Source organism: Streptomyces sp. NPDC031121 (assembly GCF_055570615.1).
The window spans coordinates 451,091-471,680 of the sequence record NZ_JBVIGV010000004.1 but is presented as its reverse complement, the minus strand read 5'-3'; the positions used below and the strand labels follow the sequence as shown (position 1 = coordinate 471,680).

Here is a 20,590-nt window from a genome sequence, read left to right as displayed (position 1 = left end):
ACCGTTTCCCTTGGGCCCACGTCTAGTTGAGGGGGTGGCGGCACCGTCCGGTGCCTACCCGGAGCGCGTGCGGGTCCGGGAGGCCGCCGAAACGGCACGGACCCCGGCACGCCATTCGGATGGCGTACGGAGTCCACCCCTCCGGTTGCTCCTCCCTTTCGTCACCCCCCTAGACTGGGAATCCAGCAGGTGGCTACACGCTCGAAAGGCGCCCTCGTGTCCATCGGCATCTCCAACTCCCCCGAAGATGAGCGTCCTTCGACCGACGACCGGTCCGAGGACCGCCCCACCGAACGCACTTCCGAAGGACCGTCCATCGGGACGGCCCTGAAGAAGGCCCGGATCGCTTCCCGGCTCACCGTCGACGAGGTCAGCTCCACCACGCGCGTGCGCATCCCGATCGTGCACGCGATCGAGGACGACGACTTCACGCGGTGCGGCGGCGACGTGTACGCCCGCGGCCACATCCGCACGCTCGCCCGCGCCGTCGGCCTCGACCCGGCCCCCCTGGTCGAGGCGTACGACGCGGCCCACGGCGGCCGGCCGGCGCCCACACCGGCCGCGCCCATGTTCGACGCGGAGCGCATCCGCCCCGAGCGGCAGCGGCCCAACTGGACCGCCGCCATGGTCGCCGCCATCGTCGCCGTGATCGGCTTCGTCGGCTTCACCGCCTTCGGCGGCGGGGCCGGCGAGAAGCGGCCCCAGGCCGAGGGCTCCTCCGCCCCCAAGGCGGCGCCCAAGCAGCCCGCGGGCAAGCCGGCCCAGCCCCGGCAGAGCCCGGCGGCGCCGAAGCCGGAGCCCTCCGACAGCGCCATCGCGGCAGCGCCCAAGGACCTCGTCACCGTCGTCCTGACCGCCAGCGACGGCGACAGCTGGATCTCCGCCAAGGACCACAGCGGCCGGCTGCTCTTCGACGGAACCCTGGACATCGGCGAGTCCAAGACCTTCACCGACAAGGAATCCATCGACCTCGTGATCGGCGACGCCGGTGTCGTCACGATCTTCGTGAACGGCAAGGAGATCAAGGACGAATTCCGGCCGGGCCAGGTGGAACGCCTCACATACACCAAGGACGATCCCGTCCAGGGACCGGCCCAGGCAGGCTGAGCTGCACTGAATGCGGAATTCCGGATCCCCGGGGTGTCACACGGCACCCCGGGGATCTTGGTTTGCCGGGCCTTGGGCAGGGGCCGCCGTTCGGACAAAGTAGTCTTGAGTCCATGCCCGAACGCCGTACCGTCGCCCTTGTCACTCTTGGCTGCGCCCGTAACGAGGTGGACTCGGAGGAGCTCGCAGGCCGCTTGGCGGCGGATGGCTGGGAGCTCGTCGAGGACGCCGCCGAAGCGGACGTCGCCGTCGTCAACACCTGCGGCTTCGTCGAAGCCGCGAAGAAGGACTCCGTGGACGCCCTCCTCGAGGCCAACGACCTCAAGACCGCGGCCCGTGAGGGGGGCGGCCGCACCCAGGCCGTCGTCGCCGTCGGCTGCATGGCCGAGCGCTACGGCAAGGAACTCGCCGACGCCCTCCCCGAGGCCGACGGCGTGCTCGGCTTCGACGACTACGCCGACATCTCCAACCGCCTCCAGGTGATCCTCAGCGGCGGCAGCGTCGAGGCGCACACCCCGCGCGACCGCCGCAAGCTGCTGCCGATCAGCCCCGCCGAGCGCCAGCAGGCCGCCGACGTCGCCCTGCCCGGCCACGCCCAGGAGCCCGTCCAGGCCCCCGCCGACCTCCCCGAGGGCGTCGCGCCCGCCTCCGGACCTCGAGCGCCCCTGCGCCGCCGCCTGGCCACCAGCCCGGTCGCCTCGGTCAAGCTCGCCTCCGGCTGCGACCGCCGCTGCTCCTTCTGCGCCATCCCCTCCTTCCGCGGGTCCTTCATCTCCCGCCGCCCCTCCGACGTGCTCGGCGAGACGCGCTGGCTCGCGGAGCAGGGCGTCAAGGAGGTCATGCTGGTCTCCGAGAACAACACCTCGTACGGCAAGGACCTCGGCGACATCCGCCTGCTGGAGACGCTGCTGCCCGAGCTGGCCGCCGTCGACGGCATCGAGCGCGTCCGCGTCAGCTACCTCCAGCCCGCCGAGATGCGGCCCGGCCTGATCGACGTGCTGACCTCCACCCCGAAGGTCGCCCCGTACTTCGACCTGTCCTTCCAGCACTCCGCGCCCGACGTGCTGCGCGCCATGCGCCGCTTCGGCGACACCGACCGCTTCCTGGAGCTGCTGGACACCATCCGCGGCAAGGCGCCGCAGGCCGGCGTCCGCTCCAACTTCATCGTCGGCTTCCCCGGCGAGACCGAAGCGGACTTCGCCGAGCTGGAGCGCTTCCTCACCCACGCGCGGCTCGACGCGATCGGCGTCTTCGGCTACTCCGACGAGGAGGGCACCGAGGCCGTCGGCTACGAGAACAAGCTGGACGACGACACCATCGCCGAGCGGCTCGCCCACATGCAGCGCCTCGCCGAGGAGCTCACCTCCCAGCGCGCGGAGGAGCGGATCGGAGAGACCCTGGAGGTACTCGTCGAATCCGTCGAGGCGGTCGACGAGGACGGCGACGGCGCCTACGGGCGCGCCGCGCACCAGGCCCCCGAGACCGACGGCCAGGTCCTCTTCACCGACAGCACCGGCCTGGTGCCCGGCCGCATGGTGACCGCCAAGGTCGTCGGCACGCTGGGCGTGGACCTGGTGGCCGAGCCCCTGGACTTGGAGGAGGCGGCCGGATGAGCGGAGTCCCGGCATCTGCGGCGGGCGGGACCGGCCGCCGGCCCGTTCCCGGCGCGAAGCTGGGGGCCGCGGCGGTGAACCAGGCCAGCCTGTGGAACATCGCCAACATCCTGACGATGATCCGGCTCGTCCTGGTGCCGGGATTCGTGCTCCTGCTCCTCGCCGACGGCGGGTACGACCCGGTGTGGCGTGCGCTGGCCTGGGCCGCGTTCGCCGTCGCCATGATCACGGACATCTTCGACGGGCACCTGGCCCGCACGTACAACCTGGTCACGGACTTCGGGAAGATCGCCGACCCCATCGCCGACAAGGCGATCATGGGGTCGGCGCTGGTCTGCCTCTCCTGGCTGGGCGAGCTGCCCTGGTGGGTCACCGGGGTGATCCTCGGGCGGGAGCTGGGCATCACCCTCCTGCGCTTCTGGGTGATCCGCTACGGGGTCATCCCGGCCAGCCGCGGCGGGAAGCTCAAGACGCTGGCGCAGGGCACCGCGGTGGGCATGTACGTCCTCGCGCTGACCGGGGCGCTGGCCACGATGCGGTTCTGGGTGATGGCGGTGGCCGTCGTGCTGACCGTGGTCACCGGTTTGGATTACATCCGCCAGGCCGTCGTGCTCCGGCGCAGGGGCCTGGCCGACGAGCGGGAAGCCGCGGCCGAGGGGGCGGCCGCGAGGTGACGGAGGCGGTGGGGGGCTCCGCAGGGGCCGCAGGGGCCCCGCGGACGGCGGCGGAGCCGGCGCCCGCGGGCCGGACGGCGGCGGTCGCCGCGGCCGAGGCGCTCCGGCTGCTTGCGGACGGTGACCAGACCCTCGCCGTCGCCGAGTCGCTGACGGGCGGCATGGTCGCCGCCGAGTTGACGTCCGTACCCGGTGCTTCCCGGTCGTTCCGCGGATCGGTCACCGCGTACGCGACTGACGTGAAAGCGCGGGTGCTCGGCGTCGACGCCGAGCTGCTCGCCGCCGAGGGCGCGGTGAACCCGCAGGTCGCGGTCGAGATGGCGGCCGGGGTGCGGCGCGTGCTCGACGCCTCGTGGGGGATCGCGACCACCGGCGTGGCCGGTCCCGACCCCCAGGACGGGAAGCCCGTGGGGACGGTTTTCGTCGCGGTTTCCGGACCGCTGTTCGAGAAAAGCGCCGCGTTGAGGTTGAACGGCTCCCGGGAGGAAATCCGTAGGGAGAGTGCACGCACAGTGCTCGAACTCCTCTTGAGCGAACTCCGCGAGAATGTGCGGGGGCAGGATACGGAACAGAACGGGGGGATTTGATGTTTGCAGCCCTGAGTGAACACGACATCGCTCCCCGCACGGCCGCGGCGCGAGGCGGTACGGTGGGGCGTGAAGGATGCGGCTACACGGTCAGAGGAGGGAGCCACCGATGATTCTGCTCCGTCGCCTGCTGGGTGACGTGCTGCGTCGGCAGCGCCAGCGCCAGGGCCGTACTCTGCGCGAAGTCTCCTCGTCCGCCCGAGTTTCTCTCGGCTATCTTTCCGAGGTGGAGCGGGGGCAGAAGGAGGCGTCCTCCGAACTGCTCTCCGCGATCTGCGACGCGTTGGACGTACGGATGTCCGAGCTGATGCGCGAGGTCAGTGACGAGCTGTCGCTGGCCGAGCTGGCACAGTCGGCCGCGGCAAGCGAACCCGTACCGGTGCCGGTACGCCCGATGCTCAACTCGGTCTCCGTGACGTCCGTCGCGGGCGGGCCGGAGCGGGTGACCATCAAGGCACCTGCGGAAGCGGTGAACGTCGTAGCCGCTTGAGCGCGAGTGCGCGCGCCGCGAAGGCAACAGCGTGGCCGGAGCCCCGGCCGGTGCGGAAGCACCGGCCGGGGCTCCTCGCCGTTTCGGGTGCGGGTGCGCGGCGTGTACGGGAGGATGGACCGCGTCCGGTCGCGGCCCTGAACCCGGGAGGCAGCCGTGCGGCGGTTGGCCGTGCCCCTCGCGCTGGCGGCGGGCGTGCTCTGGTGCTGGGCGGTGCTGCGGCTGGTGCTGGAGCCCGAGTCCTCCGGGCCGCTGGAAGGCGCGGTGGCCGTGGGCGGCTGGGGGCTGGGCGTGCTGCCCGTCCACTGCGCGCCGCACCGCGGCCGGCGCAGGAGCCCGTCCGGCGACGGGGCCGCCGCGGACGCGCCGGATGCGGCGGAGGGCGTGCCGGGAACCCCCGGCCGCGAATGACGGGCCGTCAGCCCGGGTGGGGGCCCGGTTGGCAGCGCGGGCACCAGTACGTCGGGCGGTCGTCCTGCTCGGCCTTTCGCACGGGCGTGCCGCAGCGCAGGCAGGGCAGGCCCAGGCGCCCGTAGACGAACAGGGCGCGGCCGGGGCGGCGGCTGCCGGTGGTGTTGCGGCCCTCGCCCGGGCCGGTGTTGGCGGCGAGCAGGCGCTGCGCCGCCGCGGCCAGGCGGACGGCGGTCCTCGGCGGGTCGGGCAGGGCGCCGACCGGCGTCCAGGGTGTCGCCCCGGCCATGAAGCAGAGCTCGCACTTGTACACGTTGCCGATGCCGGCCAGGTTGCGCTGGTCGAGCAGGGCCTCGCCGAGCGGCCTCTCCGGGGCGGCGAGCAGGTTGGCGGCGGCCCGGTCCGCGTCCCAGTCCGGGCCGAGGAGGTCGGGGCCGAGGTGGCCGACGACGCGGTCCTCGTCGGCGGTGCGGAGCAGCTCCACGACGGGCAGGCGGTAGCCGACGGCCGTCCGGTCGGCGGTGCCGAGGACGGCGCGGACCTCGTACAGGGGGCCGCCGCGCCATTTCTGGCCGGGGGTGAAGACGTGCCAGGCGCCGTCCATGCGCAGGTGGGTGTGGAGGGTCAGGCCGCCCTCGAAGCGGGCGAGGAGGTGCTTGCCGCGGGGGACGACCTCCAAAGTGGTGCGTCCGGTCAGGTCGGTGGTGGCCAGGCGAGGGACGCGCATGTCCCAGACGGTCAGCTCGCGGCCGGCGAGGGCGGCGTGCAGCCGGGCCGCTGCGCGCCAGACGCTGTCTCCTTCGGGCATGGGCCCATTGTGGGCCCGCGGGCGCCGGAGACCCGCTGAGCCCCTGCGGCCGGGTGGGGCCGCAGGGGCTCGTGCTGCCTGGACCGGGAGGTCCTACCGGGCCGCGGGCGCGGCCTGCGGGTTACTTCCAGAAGAGGCCCTTGCCGTTGCTGAGGGAGTTGTACGGGTTGCCCCAGTACTCGGCGCCGGAGACCTTGGTGTCGGCGGACGGGGCCAGGGCGACGGCGCAGCCCGTGGCGGTCTGGCCGTTGGTGAAGCCCTTCGGCAGGGAGTCGTTCGGGCACTTCTCGAACTTGCCGATGACGGAGAGCTTGCCGGCCTCGCTGCCGTCGCCGAGCAGGCCCTTCATGTGGCCGACGCTCGTGTACGACAGGTCGACCGTGCCGACGTTCTTGACCGAGTAACGGATGTAGTAGGGCACCTTGCCCTTGACCTGGTCGCCGAGCTTGAAGACGTCGAGGTCGGAGGGGTTGCCCTGCTCGATCGCGGTGACGGTGAGGGCGATCGTGCCGCCCTTGGTCTTGCCGTAGTCGAACGGGACGGTGGCCGTCTCGCCGATCTTGAAGGTCTGGCCGGGCTTGGCCATGCCGGCGGGCGTGCCGCCGGCCGGCGCCCCGCTGCTCTGGCCCGCGTCCGGGGTGGCCGGGGCGGCGCTCTGGTCGCCGCCCGCGGGGGCGGAGGAGGCCGGGGCCGACGGCGCCGGGGCGAGCTCCTCGTTGCCGTTCTTGCAGCCGGTCAGCGTCAGGGTGCCGGCGACCGCCAGGCCGATGACGGCGGTGGTGGCTCGTCGCGTGTTGCTCACAGGTCTTCGTCCCCCATGTAGGTGCTGCACGTGGATGTGGCATCGTCACGAGCGATGCCTGCGGGATCTTGATAGCCGAGTCCCGGGGCGACATTCCAGCCATGACGGGGTCTGTGACATGCTCCGTACATAAGCGCGACGTAAGCGCAACGGCCGAGACCTCCCCGAAGCCTTACGACCGCAGCCGCAGCCCCCGCGGACTCGCATGGAAGCCCGCGCCCTCCAGCACGCCGCCGAGCGGCGACGTCAGCGCCGGCGCCGCGTTGATCCGCTCCACCGTCAGCGCCGGGAGCGTCCCCGCCCGCGACGCCTCCGCCAGCGCGGCCGCCGCCGCGGCCAGCCTCGGATCCTCCGCTTCCGGCCACGCCAGCAGCGTCTTCCCGCCGCGCTCCACGTACAGCACCAGCTCCCCGTCCACCAGCACCACCAGCGAGCCCGCCTTGCGGCCCGGCTTGTGCGAGGCGCCCGCCGGGGGCTCCGGCCAGGGCAGGGCCGCCCCGTACGCGTTCGCCGGGTCCGCCGCGGCCAGCACCACCGCAGCCATCGGCGGCGGATTGCGCTCCGCCGACCGCAGCCGGTCCACCGCACCGTCCATCGCGAACTGCGCCGCGCCCAGCCCCTCCACCACGTACCCGCGGCGGGCCTGCCCGCTGTCCTCGAACGCCGACAGCACCCGGTACACCGCGCTGAAGCCGCCCTCCACGCCCTCGGCCGCCACCGCGCCCCGCGTCACCACCCCGTGGCGGTCCAGGAGCGTCCGGGCCAGCGCGTGCGCCCGATGGGTCGGGTCCGGGGCCTGCTCCGGCAGCAGCGACCAGCGGCCCGAGACCGTGGGCGGCCCCTGCCGCACGGCCTGCGCCGCGCCCACCGACCCGTACCGCCCGCGGGGCACCGTACGGCGCGCCCGGTGGGCGGTGGCGCCGGCCGTGCGGCCCGACCCCAGCACCGCCCGCAGCGGCGCCAGCGTGTCGTTCGTCAGCCGGCCCGACCAGGCCAGCTCCCACAGCGCGTCCGCCATCTCCGGCTCGGAGGCCGCCGGGAAGCGGGCCCGCACCGCCTGCGCCACCTGGCGGAAGAACAGCCCGTACCCGCCCGACAGCGCCTCCAGCAGCGCCTCGTGAAGCGGCGTCAGCTCCAGCGGGTGCGCGGGCGGCAGCAGCAGCGGGGCCGCGTCCGCCAGGTACAGCGACACCCAGCCGTCCTTGCCGGGCAGCGCTCCGGCACCCGCCCACACCACCTCCCCGGTGGTGGTCAGCTCGTCCAGCATGGCAGGGGAGTAGCCCGCCACCCGCGAGGGCAGCACCAGCCGCTCCAGCGCCGACGCCGGCACCGGAGCGCCCTGCAACTGCTCGATCGCCCGCGCCAGGCCGTCGATGCCGCGCAGTCCGCCGCCCAGGTGCTGCCACTGCGGCAGGAACACCGCCAGCGAGGCCGGCGGCACCGGCTCCAACTCCTCGCGCAGCGCGGCCAGCGAGCGCCGCCGCAGCCTGCGGAGCACCGCCGCGTCGCACCACTCCTGGCCGATGCCCGCCGGATGGAACTCCCCCTGCACCACCCGCCCCGCCGCCGCCAGCCGGTGCAGTGCCCCCTCGGTGACAGCCGCCCCCAGCCCGAACCGGGCCGCCGCGGCGACCGTGGTGAACGGGCCGTGCGTCCGCGCGTACCGCGCCAGCAGGTCGCCCAGCGGATCCTTCACCGGCTCGGTGAACGCCTCCGGCACACCGACCGGCAGCGCGGTGCCCAGGGCGTCGCGCAGCCGCCCCGCGTCCTCCACGGCCGCCCAGTGCTCCTCGCCCGCGATGCGGACCCGGATCACCCGCCGGGCCCGCTCCAGCGCCCGCGGCCACGACTCCTCCGCCCCCCGCTGCGCCAACTCCCCGTCCGTCAGCGGCCCCAGCAGCCGCAGCAGGTCGGCGACGGACTCCTCGTCCTTGGCGCGCCGGTCCGGCGAGAGCCACTGCAGCTCCTGCTCCAGCTCCGCCAGCACCCCGGCGTCCAGCAGCTCCCGCAGCTCCGCCTGGCCCAACAGCTCCGCCAGCAGCCGAGAGTCCAGCGACAGCGCGGCCGCCCGCCGCTCCGCCAGCGGCGAGTCCCCCTCGTACAGGAACTGGGCGACGTACCCGAACAGCAGCGAGCGCGCGAACGGCGACGGCTCCGCCGTCGTCACCTCCACCAGCCGCACGCGACGCGCCTCCACGTCCCCCATCAGCTCCGCCAGCCCCGGCACGTCGAAGACGTCCTGCAGGCACTCGCGGACGGCCTCCAGCACGATCGGGAACGACCCGAACTCCGAAGCGACCTGGAGCAGCTGGGACGCCCGCTGCCGCTGCTGCCACAGCGGGGTGCGCCGGCCCGGATTGCGCCGCGGCAGCAGCAGCGCCCGCGCCGCGCACTCCCGGAACCGCGAGGCGAACAGCGCGGAGCCGCCCACCTGGTCGGTGACGATCCCGGCGACCTCGCCGTGGTCGAAGACCACGTCCGCCGCGCCGAGCGGCGCCTGCTCGTCGTCGAAGGCGAACGAGTGCACGGCCGACGGATCGTGGTCGAGGAGGTCGGCCGACAGCAGGTCGGCGTCCGGCAGGCGCAGCACGATGCCGTCGTCCCCGTGCATCACCTGCGCGTCCATGCCGTACTTCTCCGCGAGGCGGGCGCTCAGCGCCAGCGCCCACGGGGCGTGCACCTGCGCACCGAACGGGGAGTGCACCACGACCCGCCAGTCCCCGAGCTCGTCCCGGAACCGCTCGACCACGATGGTCCGGTCGTCCGGCACGTGCCCGCAGGCCTCCCGCTGCTCCGCCAGGTACGCCAGCACGTTCTCCGCGGCCCAGCCGTCCAGCCCGGCCGCGAGCAGCCGCAGCCGGGCGTCCTCGGCGGTCATCGCGCCGACCTCGCGCAGGAACGCGCCGACCGCCCGGCCCAGTTCCAGCGGGCGGCCCAGCTGGTCGCCCTTCCAGAACGGCAGCCGCCCCGGCACCCCCGGGGCGGGGGTGACGAGCACCCGGTCCCGGGTGATGTCCTCGATCCGCCACGAGGTGGTGCCGAGGGTGAACACGTCCCCCACCCGGGACTCGTACACCATCTCCTCGTCGAGCTCGCCGACCCGCCCGCCGCCCTTCTTCGGGTCCGACCCGGCCAGGAAGACGCCGAACAGCCCCCGGTCCGGGATGGTGCCGCCCGAGGTGACCGCCAGGCGCTGCGCCCCCGGCCGGCCCGTGACCGTCCCCGCGACCCGGTCCCACACCACCCGCGGCCGCAGCTCCGCGAACGCGTCCGACGGGTAGCGCCCCGCCAGCATGTCCAGCACCCCGGTGAACGCCGACTCCGGCAGCGCCGCGAACGGCGCGGCGCGCCGCACCAGCGCCAGCAGCTCGTCCAGCTGCCAGGTGTCCATCGCGGTCATCGCGACCAGCTGCTGCGCCAGCACGTCCAGCGGGTTCGACGGGACGCGCAGCGACTCGATGGCCCCCGCCCGCATCCGCTCCGTCACGACGGCCGCCTGCACCAGGTCGCCCCGGTACTTGGGGAAGACCACCCCGGTCGAGACCGCGCCCACCTGGTGCCCGGCCCGGCCCACCCGCTGGAGCCCCGACGCCACCGACGGCGGCGACTCCACCTGCACCACCAGGTCCACCGCGCCCATGTCGATGCCCAGCTCCAGGCTGGACGTGGCGACCACCGCGGGCAGCCGGCCCGCCTTCAGGTCCTCCTCCACCAGCGCCCGCTGCTCCTTGGACACCGAGCCGTGGTGTGCCCGCGCCAGCAGCGGCGGCGCCCCCAGCGACGCCCCCGACTGCGCCATCACCTCGGCCGGCGGTGCACCCTCCGGCAGCCGCTCGCCGACGGCGCGCTCGTACGCGATCTCGTTCAGCCGGTTGCACAGCCGCTCCGCGAGGCGGCGCGAGTTGGCGAACACGATGGTGGAGCGGTGCGCCTGCACCAGGTCGGCGATCCGCTCCTCCACATGCGGCCAGATCGACGGACGGTCGCCGCCCTCCCGGCCCTCCGTGGCGGGGGAGCCGCCCAGCTCGCCCAGGTCCTCGACCGGCACGACCACCGACAGGTCGAACTCCTTCTCCGACGGCGGCTGCACGATCTCCACCCGGCCGCGCGGCGCGAGGTACCGGGCCACCTCCTCCACGGGGCGCACCGTCGCGGACAGGCCGATCCGGCGGGCCGGCCGCGGCAGCAGCTCGTCCAGCCGCTCCAGGGAGAGCGCCAGGTGCGCGCCGCGCTTGGTGCCCGCCACCGCGTGGACCTCGTCCAGGATCACCGTCTCCACCCCGGACAGCGCCTCGCGGGTCGCCGAGGTCAGCATCAGGAACAACGACTCGGGCGTGGTGATCAGGATGTCGGGCGGCCGCAGCGCCAGCGCGCGGCGCTCCGCGGCCGGGGTGTCCCCCGAGCGGATCCCGACCCGGATCTGCGGCTCCGGCAGCCCCAGCCGCACCGACTCCTGCCCGATGCCGGTCAGCGGGCTGCGCAGGTTCCGCTCGACGTCGACCGCAAGCGCCTTCAGCGGCGACACGTACAGGACGCGGCAGCGCTTGCGCGGCTCCGCGGGCGGCGGTACGGAGGCCAGCCGGTCCAGGGCGGCGAGGAACGCGGCCAGCGTCTTGCCCGAGCCGGTCGGCGCGACGACCAGCACGTCGGACCCCTCCCCGATGGCCCGCCAGGCCCCCTCCTGGGCGGCGGTGGGGGCACGGAAAGCCCCCGTGAACCAGGAGCGGGTCGCGGGGGAGAACGCGTCGAGCGCAGAGCCGGCCATGCCCCCATCCTGCACCCCGGCACCGACAGCGGCCGCGACCTGCGCACCTGCGGCGGCCCCGCCCCCGGCCCGCCCGGACCCGCGGGAGGGCGGGCCCCGGCCGGCGCGCAGAATGGAGGGGTGGGGCGAGCGGACCGCAGGGAGTGGGCGCGGCACTGGCGGTACGCGGAACTGCCGGGCCTCGACCTGCTGCGCGCCCACTACGTCAGCCACTCCTTCCCCCGCCACGCCCACGACGGGTACGTGATCGCGGCCGTCACCGGCGGAGTCGAGGAGGTCGGCCTGCCCGGCGGCACGCTCCGCGCAGGGCCCGGCAGCGTCGTGCTGATCAACCCGGAGGTGCCGCACACCGCCCGCGCCGGCGTCCCCGAGGGCTGGGCGTACGCCACCCTCTACCCCTCCCGCGAGCTGGTCGGCCGCGTCGCCGCGGAGATCGCCGGGCTGCGCGGCACCCCCGGCTTCACCGTCGACTCCGTCGCCGACCCGCAGACCGCGCGCACGATCACCGAGGTGCACCGGGCCGCCGAGGAGGGCAACGCCCTCGCCGCCGACACCCTGCTGCACACCGCGGTGGCCCGGATGCTGGCCCGGCACGCGGGACCGCTGCCGGCCGTGCCCGCCGCGAGCGCCGGAGCCGCGGGCGCGGCGCGGGCCCGTGCGGTGCTGCTGGAGCGGATGGCCGATCCGCCGACGCTGGAGCAGCTCGCCGCGGAGCTGGGAACCAGCCCGTTCGCCCTGCTGCGGGCGTTCCGCGAGCGCTACGGGATGCCCCCGCACACGTGGCTGACCGACGCGCGGGTCCGGCGGGCGCGCCGCCTGCTGGACGCGGGCACCGCACCGGCCGAGGCGGCCGCCGCCGTCGGCTTCACCGACCAGCCCCACCTGAACCGGCACTTCACCCGGATCGTCGGCGTGCCGCCGGGCGCCTACCGGCGCGAGCGGGCCGGATAGGTCGTCTCTTTCGGATCCTGCCGGTCAAGCCCGCGTCGTCCGGTGCCGTGCACCGCAAGGCGGAGGGCCGCCCGCGTCCCGGTACGTGGGCGGCCCGGCAACGCGGCGAGGCGCGGTGCCGGGCGGCGCGGACCAGGCAAGATCCGAAAGAGGCGGCACAGGCCGCCCGGCCGGGCCTGCAAGAACGTACAAGACCCGCCCCGCCCGCCGTGCGTACCGTCGCGGCGTGCGAGAACGTCAGACGGTGATACGACAGGACCGGCCCGATCCCGGGGACACCCACGGCGAGGCGGGCGCGGGCGGCGCCGCGGCGCCCGCCGGCCGGCCGCGCGCCCAGGTGGTGCGCGACGCCCTCGGGGTCGGGGTGGCCGTCGGCCTGTCCGGCTTCGCGTTCGGGGTGACCGCCGCGGGATCCGGGGTGAGCGCCCTGCAGGCGTGCGTCCTGAGCCTGCTCGTGTTCACCGGGGCCTCGCAGTTCGCGCTGGTCGGGGCGCTCGCCGCGGGCGGCAACCCGTTCACGGCCGCCGCCGGCGCCTTCTTCCTCGGCACCCGGAACGCCTTCTACGGGCTGCGGCTGTCGCAGCTGCTCGCCCTGCCGCGGCCCGTGCGGCCGCTCGCCGCGCACTGGGTGATCGACGAGACCGCCGCCGTCGCGCTGGCCCAGCCCGACCGCCGCTCGGCGCGCCTCGGGTTCACCGTGACCGGCCTGACGCTGTACGTGCTGTGGAACCTCACCACCCTGCTCGGCGTGCTCGGCGCCGAGGCGATCGGGGACACGGCCGCCTGGGGGCTCGACGCCGCGGGCCCCGCCGTGTTCCTGGCCCTGCTCGCGCCGATGCTGCGGACCGGCACCGAGCGCGCCGTCGCCGTGCTGGCCGTCGCCCTCGGGCTGGGCCTGCTGCCCGTGCTGCCCGCCGGGCTGCCGGTGCTCGTCGCCGCGCTCGCCGCCCCCGCGATCCTCTGGCTGAAGGGACGCCGCAAGTGAACGTGTGGCTCGCCATCGCATTGACCGCCGCCGGCTGCTACGCCGTCAAGCTGGCCGGGCTGCTCGTGCCCGCCGGGGCGCTGGAGCGGCCCCTGGTGCGGCGGCTCGCCGGACTCCTGCCGGTCGCCCTGCTCGCCGCGCTCACCGCCCAGCAGACCTTCGGCGCCGGGCAGCAGGTCGTCCTCGACGCCCGCGCGGCCGGCCTGGCCGCCGCCGGGATCGCGCTGCTGATGCGGGCCCCGTTCCTGCTCGTGGTCGGGGCGGCGGTCGCCGTCACCGCGGGCGTGCGCGCCCTGGGCGGGTAGGGTCCCGGCGGCCGGGCGGGATACTGGGGTCATGCGGTTGACGATTTTCTGGGAGCGGATGGCCGAGCACTTCGGGGCCGGGTACGCCGACTCCTTCGCGCGGGACCACGTCATGTCGGAGCTCGGCGGGCGCACCGTCCACGAGGCGCTGGATGCAGGCTGGGAGGCCAAGGACGTGTGGCGCGCGGTGTGCGCCGCCGTCGGCGTACCCGATTCGCTGCGCTGACGCCGGCGGCCGTTTGCCCGTACGCCCGGAGGGTGGGACAGACTGGGCGGCGTGGCAGCCACCGACGACACGACCGAGCGCACCGGGCCGCCGCCCGCGCGCACCGACGACGAGGCCCGGCCCGCGGGCGGCGGTCCCGCCCCGGGCCCGGCCGCCGGACCCGCGGCGGGGCCGGCCGCGACCGCGGCGGCGGCCGTGCGCGCGGCGGCCGCCGGCGAGCGCATGCCGCGCTGGCTGCCGCGCGCCGTCGTCCTCGTCCTGGCCCTGATCGCCTGCTACCGCCTCGGCAGCTGGGCCTTCCACCAGCTGATCGGGCTGCTGGTCAACATCCTGATCGCGTTCTTCCTCGCCCTCGCGATCGAGCCCGCGGTGTCCCGTATGGCGGCCCGGGGCATGCGCCGGGGGCTCGCCACCTTCCTGGTGTTCCTCGCCGTGCTGGTCGCGTCCGTCGGGTTCGTCGTCCTGCTCGGCTCCATGCTCGCCGGGCAGATCGTCGAGATGGTGGGGAGCTTCCCCCGCTACCTCGACTCGGTGATCGGCTCGATCAACGCGACCTTCCACACCGAGCTGTCCCGGCTGGCGATCCAGGACAGCCTGCTGCACTCGGACTGGCTGCAGAAGTACGTCCGGGACAGCGCGAGCGGCGTGCTCGACGTGTCCGCCACCGTCCTCGGCGGGCTGTTCCGCCTGCTGACGGTCGGCCTGTTCGCCTTCTACTTCGCCGCCGACGGGCCGCGGCTGCGGCGCGCGCTGTGCTCGGTGCTGCCCCCGGCGAAGCAGGCGGAGGTGCTGCGGGCCTGGGAGATCGCCGTCGCCAAGACGGGCGGCTACCTGTACTCGCGCGGGCTGATGGCCCTCGTCTCGGGGTTCGCGCACTACGTGCTGTTCGCGGTCCTGGGGGTGCCCTACGCGCCGGCGCTCGCGGTGTGGGTGGGGCTGGTCTCCCAGTTCATCCCCACCATCGGCACCTATCTGGCGGGCGCCCTGCCCATGCTGATCGCCTTCACGGTCGATCCGCTGTACACGCTGTACGTCCTCGGCTTCGTGGTGGTGTACCAGCAGTTCGAGAACTACGTCCTCCAGCCGAAGCTGACCTCGCGGACGGTGGACATCCACCCGGCCGTCGCCTTCGGCTCGGTGATCGCGGGGACGGCCCTGCTGGGCGCGGTCGGGGCGCTGGTCGCGATCCCGGCCGTCGCCACGCTGCAGGCCTTCCTCGGCGCGTACGTCAGGCGGTACGAGCTGACGGCGGGCGCCGACGCGGGAGCCCCTACGCCTGGTCCGCGCCGCCGAGTACGGCTGCCAGGGCTTCGCTGACGGCCGCCTCGGTGGCGGCCTTGTCGAGGCCGGTGCCGGAGAGGACGCCCTCGCCGTGCTCCAGTTCGAGCAGGGCCAGCAGGACGTGCTCGGTGCCGACGTAGTCGTGGCCGAGGCGGAGGGCCTCGCGGAACGTCAGCTCCAGGGCCTTCTTCGCGGAGGCGTCGAAGGGGATCAGCGCGGGCAGGTCGCCCTCGGCCGGCGCGGGCAGTGCGGCCTCGGCGGCGGAGCGGACGGCGTCCGGGGCGACGCCCTGGGACCTCAGGGCGAGCATCGCGAGGCCCTCCGGGTCGGCGACCAGGCCGAGGACGAGGTGCTCGGTGCTGATCTCGGTGTTGCCGGCGGTGCGTGCGGCCTCCTGCGCGGCCACGACGACGTTGCGGGCGCGCGGCGTGAAGCGGCCGAAGCCCTGGGCGGACTGGAGGTCGCCCGCCCCGCCCTCCTTGTCGGCCTTCGGGACGAAGCGCTTCTGGGCGGCCTGGCGGGTGACGCCCATGCTGCGGCCGATGTCGGTCCAGGAGGCGCCGGAGCGGCGGGCCTGGTCGACGAAGTGGCCGATGAGGTGGTCGGCGACGTCGCCCAGGTGCTCGGCGGCGACGACCGCGTCGCTGAGCTGGTCGAGGGCGTCGGTGTGGGACTTCTTGATGACCTCGATCAGGTCGTCGAGGCGGACCGGGACGGTCGTGCGAACGGGTTCCTGAGAAGGGTTCGTCATGGATGCAACCCTAGGTTGACAGTCGCTGGAGTGTCAACCGATGGTTGTCAGTGGGTGTGGTGCGGCTGCCCGGGGGAGGGCGGCGGGGGCCTTGCGGGGTCGGCTTGACAGGGAAATCGAACATCCATTCTGATGGGTTATCCACAGTCGAAACGGGCGTGGAAGCGGATTGTCAGTGGCACGCGTTAGCGTCAATGACGTGAAGCGATCGACTCAAGCAAACCGGGTGGAACCCATGGCAGGCACCGACCGCGAGAAGGCTCTCGACGCCGCCCTCGCGCAGATTGAACGGCAATTCGGCAAGGGTGCGGTCATGCGCCTGGGCGACCGGCCGAACGAGCCCATCGAGATCATCCCGACCGGGTCGACCGCTCTGGACATCGCGCTCGGCGTCGGCGGCCTGCCGCGCGGCCGCGTCGTCGAGATCTACGGCCCGGAGTCCTCCGGCAAGACGACCCTGACCCTGCATGCCGTGGCCAACGCGCAGAAGGCCGGCGGCACCGTCGCCTTCGTCGACGCGGAGCACGCCCTCGACCCCGAGTACGCCCGCGCCCTCGGCGTCGACACCGACAACCTGATCCTGTCCCAGCCGGACACCGGCGAGCAGGCCCTCGAGATCGTGGACATGCTGGTCCGCTCCGGCGCCCTCGACCTCATCGTCATCGACTCCGTCGCCGCCCTCGTGCCGCGTGCGGAGATCGAGGGCGAGATGGGCGACTCGCACGTGGGCCTCCAGGCCCGCCTGATGAGCCAGGCCCTCCGCAAGATCACCAGCGCGCTCAACCAGTCGAAGACCACCGCGATCTTCATCAACCAGCTCCGCGAGAAGATCGGCGTCATGTTCGGCTCCCCAGAGACCACCACCGGTGGCCGGGCGCTGAAGTTCTACGCCTCCGTGCGCATCGACATCCGCCGCATCGAGACCCTCAAGGACGGCACCGAGGCGGTCGGCAACCGGACCCGCTGCAAGATCGTCAAGAACAAGGTCGCGCCGCCGTTCAAGCAGGCCGAGTTCGACATCCTCTACGGCCAGGGCATCAGCCGCGAGGGCGGCCTGATCGACATGGGCGTGGAGCACGGCTTCATCCGCAAGGCCGGCGCCTGGTACACGTACGAGGGCGACCAGCTCGGCCAGGGCAAGGAGAACGCCCGCAACTTCCTGAAGGACAACCCCGACCTCGCCAACGAGATCGAGCGGAAGATCAAGGAGAAGCTCGGCGTCGGCGTCCGCAAGGGGGCCCAGCCCGCCGCGGAGGGCATCGCCGAGGAGACGGCCGCCGCCGACGGCGACGCCAAGAACGTTCCCGCCCCCGCGTCGAAGGCGAAGACGGCCAAGGCCGCCGCCGCCAAGAGCTGACGCGGTGCGGGAACACGACGGGGACGGCGGCTCCGGCACGACGAGGGCCGAGCGGGAGCTGCCGCCCCAGAGTCCCGAAGAGCAGGCGCGGGCCATCTGCCTGCGCCTGCTCACGGGGATGCCGCGCACCCGGCGCCAGCTCGCGGACGCCCTGGCCAAGCGGGGCATCCCCGACGAGGTCGCCGAGGAGGTCCTCTCCCGCTACGAGGAGGTGGGCCTCATCGACGATGCCGCGTTCGCCGGCGCCTGGGTCGAGTCCCGCCACCGCGGGCGGGGCCTGGCCCGCCGGGCCCTCGCGCAGGAACTGCGCACCAAGGGCGTGGGCGCCGCCCTCGTGCAGGAAGCCCTCGAACGGCTGGACTTCGAGCAGGAGGAGGAGACCGCCCGGGAGCTCGTCGAGCGCAGACTCCGCTCCACGCGCGGCCTCGACCGCGAGAAGCGGATCCGGCGCCTGGCCGGGATGCTCGCCCGCAAGGGCTACCCGGAGGGCATGGCCCTGCGCGTGGTCCGCCGCGCCCTCGAAGCCGAGGGCGGGGACGACGGCTTCGGCCCCGGCGCGGGGTACCCGGAGGACTGACCGGGCGCAGGTCGGGGGTGCCCGTCACATGCGGGCTGGCTGGGCCGGTGGTGGGGCGGCCTTCGCAGCGCCAGGACTGGTAGCCGCCCGTCATGTCCGTGGCGCGGTGCAGGCCGAGGGCGTGGAGGGACGCCACGGCCAGCGACGAGGCGTGGCCCTCGTTGCAGAAGACGATCACCCGCAGGTCGTGGGAGACCGCCTCGGGGAGGCGGTGCGAGCCCTGCGGTCCAGCCGCCACTCCAGCTCGTTCCGCTCGACGACGAGCGCGCCCGGGACCAGGCCGTCGCGTTCGCGGAGGGCCTGGTGGCGGATGTCCACCAGAACGGCGCCGCCCGCCGTGAACTCCGCGTACACCTGCGCCGGCGAGACCCGCTCGTAGGTGCCGCGGACCCGCTCCAGGAGGGCTGCTCCAGTGTCAGGACCGGGCCGCTGCGTCCGAACCTGCGGATCAGCGGCAGCGGCGGGTGGCAGGCGTGCACCGAGACCGCATGCGCCCAGGCGGACTCGTGACCACCTCGTGGACGTGATGCTTCCCGAAGGTGCCGCCCGTGCCCGCCTCCAGGGTCCGGCTGCGGTCGGCGCCCGGCGCCAGTTCCAGGCTGCGCCAGCCCTCGCAAGGGATGGCGGACGGCGAGCGAGTGCTCGGGGAGGGAGCCCCGGGCGGTGGCGAACGCGCCCCTCGATGCGGCGTGGTCGTGCCGGCCCGTCCCCGCCCCGGGCGGCCAGCCGATCAGCCAGGCCTCACTGCCGCCCGGCCCGTCCAGCCGGATCCAGGTGCGCTCGTACGGATGGGGGGAGGGCGGCGACGGCGGCCGTGCGCAGGGCGAAGGCGAGGAGTTCCGGAGCCGTCACGGCGGTGGTGGTGGCGGGGCGTGCAGGGGCGTGCGCGGACACGGCCGCGGTGGCAGGCATGGGGATGACCGCCGCGGTTCCCGGAGGTTCGCGGAAGGGCGCGACGGGGCGCGCGGGGAGACAGGCGAATCAGCAGGAGCGGCGACACACGCAGCCCGCGTAGCCGACCAGGTCCGTGTGGACCCTCCGCCACAGGTGCACGCCGTCGCTGCCGGTCAGGGCGGCGAGTCAAGCACGGCGACCGCGGGGCGGTCAATCGATCACGGCGGAGGGTGTGGTGGACGGGGTGCGGTCCGGCGCGGCGGGGGCGCCCATGCGGACGGCGTCCGCCGCCTCGTACAGCTCGGCCGGCCGTACGCCCGCGAACGTCGCGGCGAGGTGCCCGTCGGGCCGGACGAGCAGCACGGTGTGGGCCGGCGCCCCCGGGTAGCCGTCGGCGACGAGCAGGTCGGCCCGCACCGGCAGGGCGCTCACCGCGGCGGCGAGCCGGGGCATCAGCCCGGCGCCGAGCCAGTGCCGCCGGTCCCACACCCCGGTGCCCGGGGCGACGAGCACCACCAGCAGCCGGCCCCGGCCGAGCATGTCGCGCAGCGGGACGGTCGCCCCGTCGGGCGCCGACACGGGCACGTTCGCGACGGCGCCGCCCGGCTCCGTCGCCGTGGGAACCTCGCGCACCGCGACCGGCGGGGCGTACGCGGGCAGCGCGCCGAGCGGCCCGCGGCCCAGGTGGCCGTCGGTGAGGAGGGCCTCGCCGCCCCGGGGGGAACCCGGCAGCAGCGTCCGCAGCCCGCCGCCTCCGCGCAGGGCGGGCACGGCCTGGTCGGCGGCCCGCAGCCGGGCGGCGACCGCGGTGCGCCGCTCGTCCTCGTAGCTGTCCAGCAGGGACTCCGAGGCGCCGTGGTGCCAGGCCAGCGCCAGCTTCCAGGCGAGGTTCTCGGCGTCCCGGAGCCCCTCCTCGACGCCCTGCGTGCCGAGGGCGCCCAGAAGGTGCGCGGCGTCCCCGGCGAGGAAGGCGCGGCGCTCCCGCCAGCGGATGGCGAGCCGGTGGTGCAGCGTGTGCACCCCGGTGTCGAGGAGGTCGTACGGGGGAGTGGTGCCCCCGCACCAGGAGGCCATCGTGTCCCGGATGAGCGTCACCAGCGCGTCCGGCGTGACGAGTTCGCCGCGCGCCGGGAGCAGCCAGTCGAGCCGCCACACCCCGTCGGGCAGCGGCCGGGCGGTGGTCTCCTGCGGCGGGTCGCGGTGCAGGAGGGCCTCGCCCGGCCAGGGCAGCTCGGTGCGCAGCGCGGCCACGGCGTGCCGCTCGACGGCGGTGCGGCCCGGGAAGCGGATGCCGAGGAGCTTGCGGACGGTCGAGCGCGCCCCGTCGCAGCCGACGAGGTGGCTGCCCCGCCACCAGGTGGTCTCCGCGCCGCGGATGTGCGCGGTGACCCCCCGGTCGTCCTGCTCCAGGGAGTCGAGTCTGCTGTCGGTGACCAGGGTGACCAGCGGATGGGCCGCGGCGGCGCCGCGCAGCCCGCGGGTGAGGGCGTGCTGGGGCACGTGCAGCGGAGCCGGCTCGTCGTCGAAGGTGATCCGGCCGGTGTCGCGGCCGCGCCGCTGCGTGCGCCAGGCCGCGTAGGACGCGCCTTCGTCGCGCAGGGGCGTACAGCCCAGGCGGTGCGCCATGGCGGCGGTGTCGGCGTGGAGGACGACCGTCCGGGCGGGCCGGGGGAGGTCCTTGCCGGGCCCCTCGTCGAGCACGACGGACGGCACGCCCTGGCCGGCCAGGGCGAGGGACAGGGCCAGCCCGACCGGCCCCGCACCGACGACGATCACCGGGTCCACGAGGCGGCTCCCGATGTCCGGTATGTGATCACACAACGTATGCAACCCACTGGAGGTGCCTGCGTCAAGTGACACCCGCCCCGGGCATGCGTGTGGTGGGGGGGGGGGGGGGGGGCCACCCCCACCCGCCGGCCCCGCCCCCCTCCCCCCCTCCCCCTGGTCCGTGCCCGGGTTGGGTTCGGCCCCCCCGATTCAGCGGTAATTTTTAACCCCCCACCCCC

19 protein-coding genes and 2 pseudogenes are annotated in these 20,590 nt (G+C 74.6%); 13 read left to right on the top strand and 8 right to left on the bottom strand.

The genetic code is table 11. The features are described 5' to 3' along the window. Positions 1-216 precede the first annotated feature (216 nt). The 6 genes from ACZ462_RS10090 (at position 217) to ACZ462_RS10065 (ending at position 4,882) form a co-directional block, all read left to right on the top strand. The gene (locus tag ACZ462_RS10090; RefSeq protein ID WP_467809825.1) at positions 217-1,107 is read left to right on the top strand and encodes a helix-turn-helix domain-containing protein; all 891 of its coding nucleotides are present in this window, start codon (positions 217-219) and stop codon (positions 1,105-1,107) included. 113 nt (positions 1,108-1,220) lie between these two features. Further along, a complete protein-coding gene (rimO, locus tag ACZ462_RS10085; protein WP_467809826.1) occupies positions 1,221-2,720 on the top strand; it encodes a 30S ribosomal protein S12 methylthiotransferase RimO in 1,500 nt (499 codons plus the stop codon). Then, the gene (gene pgsA / locus ACZ462_RS10080) at positions 2,717-3,394 is read left to right on the top strand and encodes a CDP-diacylglycerol--glycerol-3-phosphate 3-phosphatidyltransferase (protein WP_467882830.1); all 678 of its coding nucleotides are present in this window, start codon (positions 2,717-2,719) and stop codon (positions 3,392-3,394) included. The genes rimO and pgsA overlap by 4 nt, the downstream gene beginning before the upstream one ends. A 107-nt stretch (positions 3,395-3,501) precedes the next feature. Beyond that, positions 3,502-3,981: a CinA family protein gene (locus tag ACZ462_RS10075; protein WP_467810000.1), complete on the top strand. Its 480-nt coding sequence runs from the start codon at positions 3,502-3,504 to the stop codon at positions 3,979-3,981. Positions 3,982-4,090: 109 nt separating this feature from the next. Further along, positions 4,091-4,471, top strand: coding sequence for a helix-turn-helix domain-containing protein (locus ACZ462_RS10070; RefSeq protein WP_114054467.1), 381 nt, complete (start codon positions 4,091-4,093; stop codon positions 4,469-4,471). A gap of 156 nt (positions 4,472-4,627) precedes the next feature. Next, positions 4,628-4,882: a hypothetical protein gene (locus tag ACZ462_RS10065; RefSeq protein WP_467808265.1), complete on the top strand. Its 255-nt coding sequence runs from the start codon at positions 4,628-4,630 to the stop codon at positions 4,880-4,882. A 7-nt stretch (positions 4,883-4,889) separates the two neighbouring features. On the opposite strand, the gene ACZ462_RS10060 is transcribed toward ACZ462_RS10065, so the two are convergent. The 3 genes from ACZ462_RS10060 to ACZ462_RS10050 form a co-directional block, all read right to left on the bottom strand. Then, positions 4,890-5,690 (bottom strand): DNA-formamidopyrimidine glycosylase family protein, encoded by an 801-nt coding sequence (locus ACZ462_RS10060; protein ID WP_467808264.1) that lies wholly within the window; start codon positions 5,688-5,690, stop codon positions 4,890-4,892. 121 nt (positions 5,691-5,811) lie between these two features. Then, positions 5,812-6,492 (bottom strand): hypothetical protein, encoded by a 681-nt coding sequence (locus tag ACZ462_RS10055; protein ID WP_467808263.1) that lies wholly within the window; start codon positions 6,490-6,492, stop codon positions 5,812-5,814. A 172-nt stretch (positions 6,493-6,664) separates the two neighbouring features. After that, positions 6,665-11,257 (bottom strand): ATP-dependent helicase, encoded by a 4,593-nt coding sequence (locus ACZ462_RS10050; protein ID WP_467808262.1) that lies wholly within the window; start codon positions 11,255-11,257, stop codon positions 6,665-6,667. 120 nt (positions 11,258-11,377) lie between these two features. Between ACZ462_RS10050 and ACZ462_RS10045 the strand changes: the two genes are divergently transcribed. From ACZ462_RS10045 to ACZ462_RS10025, 5 genes are all read left to right on the top strand, one after another. Next, complete coding sequence (locus tag ACZ462_RS10045) at positions 11,378-12,208, top strand: AraC family transcriptional regulator (protein ID WP_467808261.1); 831 nt, start codon at positions 11,378-11,380, stop codon at positions 12,206-12,208. Positions 12,209-12,452: 244 nt separating this feature from the next. After that, positions 12,453-13,193 (top strand): AzlC family ABC transporter permease, encoded by a 741-nt coding sequence (locus ACZ462_RS10040; protein WP_467808260.1) that lies wholly within the window; start codon positions 12,453-12,455, stop codon positions 13,191-13,193. Then, a complete protein-coding gene (locus tag ACZ462_RS10035; RefSeq protein WP_467808259.1) occupies positions 13,190-13,498 on the top strand; it encodes an AzlD domain-containing protein in 309 nt (102 codons plus the stop codon). Before ACZ462_RS10040 ends, ACZ462_RS10035 begins: the two co-directional genes overlap by 4 nt. 31 nt (positions 13,499-13,529) lie before the next feature. After that, entirely contained in the window at positions 13,530-13,724 is a 195-nt protein-coding gene (locus ACZ462_RS10030; protein WP_467808257.1) for a DUF3046 domain-containing protein, read from the top strand. Positions 13,725-13,946: 222 nt separating this feature from the next. Further along, positions 13,947-15,041 (top strand): AI-2E family transporter, encoded by a 1,095-nt coding sequence (locus tag ACZ462_RS10025; protein WP_467808269.1) that lies wholly within the window; start codon positions 13,947-13,949, stop codon positions 15,039-15,041. Here the strand turns inward: ACZ462_RS10025 and ACZ462_RS10020 are convergent. After that, complete coding sequence (locus ACZ462_RS10020) at positions 14,995-15,756, bottom strand: Clp protease N-terminal domain-containing protein (RefSeq protein WP_467808256.1); 762 nt, start codon at positions 15,754-15,756, stop codon at positions 14,995-14,997. The genes ACZ462_RS10025 and ACZ462_RS10020 overlap by 47 nt on opposite strands. Before the next feature lie 235 nt (positions 15,757-15,991). Between ACZ462_RS10020 and recA the strand changes: the two genes are divergently transcribed. Together recA and recX are read left to right on the top strand one after the other, a co-directional pair. Further along, positions 15,992-17,113 carry a recombinase RecA gene (gene recA / locus ACZ462_RS10015; protein ID WP_467808254.1) on the top strand — a complete coding sequence of 374 codons (1,122 nt, stop codon included), beginning with the start codon at positions 15,992-15,994 and terminating at the stop codon, positions 17,111-17,113. A gap of 4 nt (positions 17,114-17,117) precedes the next feature. Beyond that, positions 17,118-17,690 carry a recombination regulator RecX gene (gene recX, locus ACZ462_RS10010; RefSeq protein WP_467808253.1) on the top strand — a complete coding sequence of 191 codons (573 nt, stop codon included), beginning with the start codon at positions 17,118-17,120 and terminating at the stop codon, positions 17,688-17,690. A gap of 46 nt (positions 17,691-17,736) precedes the next feature. Here the strand turns inward: recX and ACZ462_RS10005 are convergent. The 4 genes and pseudogenes from ACZ462_RS10005 to ACZ462_RS09990 all read right to left on the bottom strand — a co-directional run. After that, positions 17,737-18,089: pseudogene (locus ACZ462_RS10005) on the bottom strand (rhodanese-like domain-containing protein); the annotation flags it as partial. A gap of 92 nt (positions 18,090-18,181) precedes the next feature. After that, a pseudogene (locus ACZ462_RS10000) lies at positions 18,182-18,421 on the bottom strand (cysteine dioxygenase); the annotation flags it as partial. Between the two features lie 10 nt (positions 18,422-18,431). Further along, positions 18,432-18,602 carry a hypothetical protein gene (locus tag ACZ462_RS09995; RefSeq protein ID WP_467808252.1) on the bottom strand — a complete coding sequence of 57 codons (171 nt, stop codon included), beginning with the start codon at positions 18,600-18,602 and terminating at the stop codon, positions 18,432-18,434. A gap of 192 nt (positions 18,603-18,794) precedes the next feature. Continuing rightward, on the bottom strand, positions 18,795-20,369 hold the full coding sequence (locus tag ACZ462_RS09990) for an FAD-dependent monooxygenase (RefSeq protein WP_467808251.1): 1,575 nt from the start codon (positions 20,367-20,369) through the stop codon (positions 18,795-18,797). Positions 20,370-20,590: the final 221 nt, after the last annotated feature.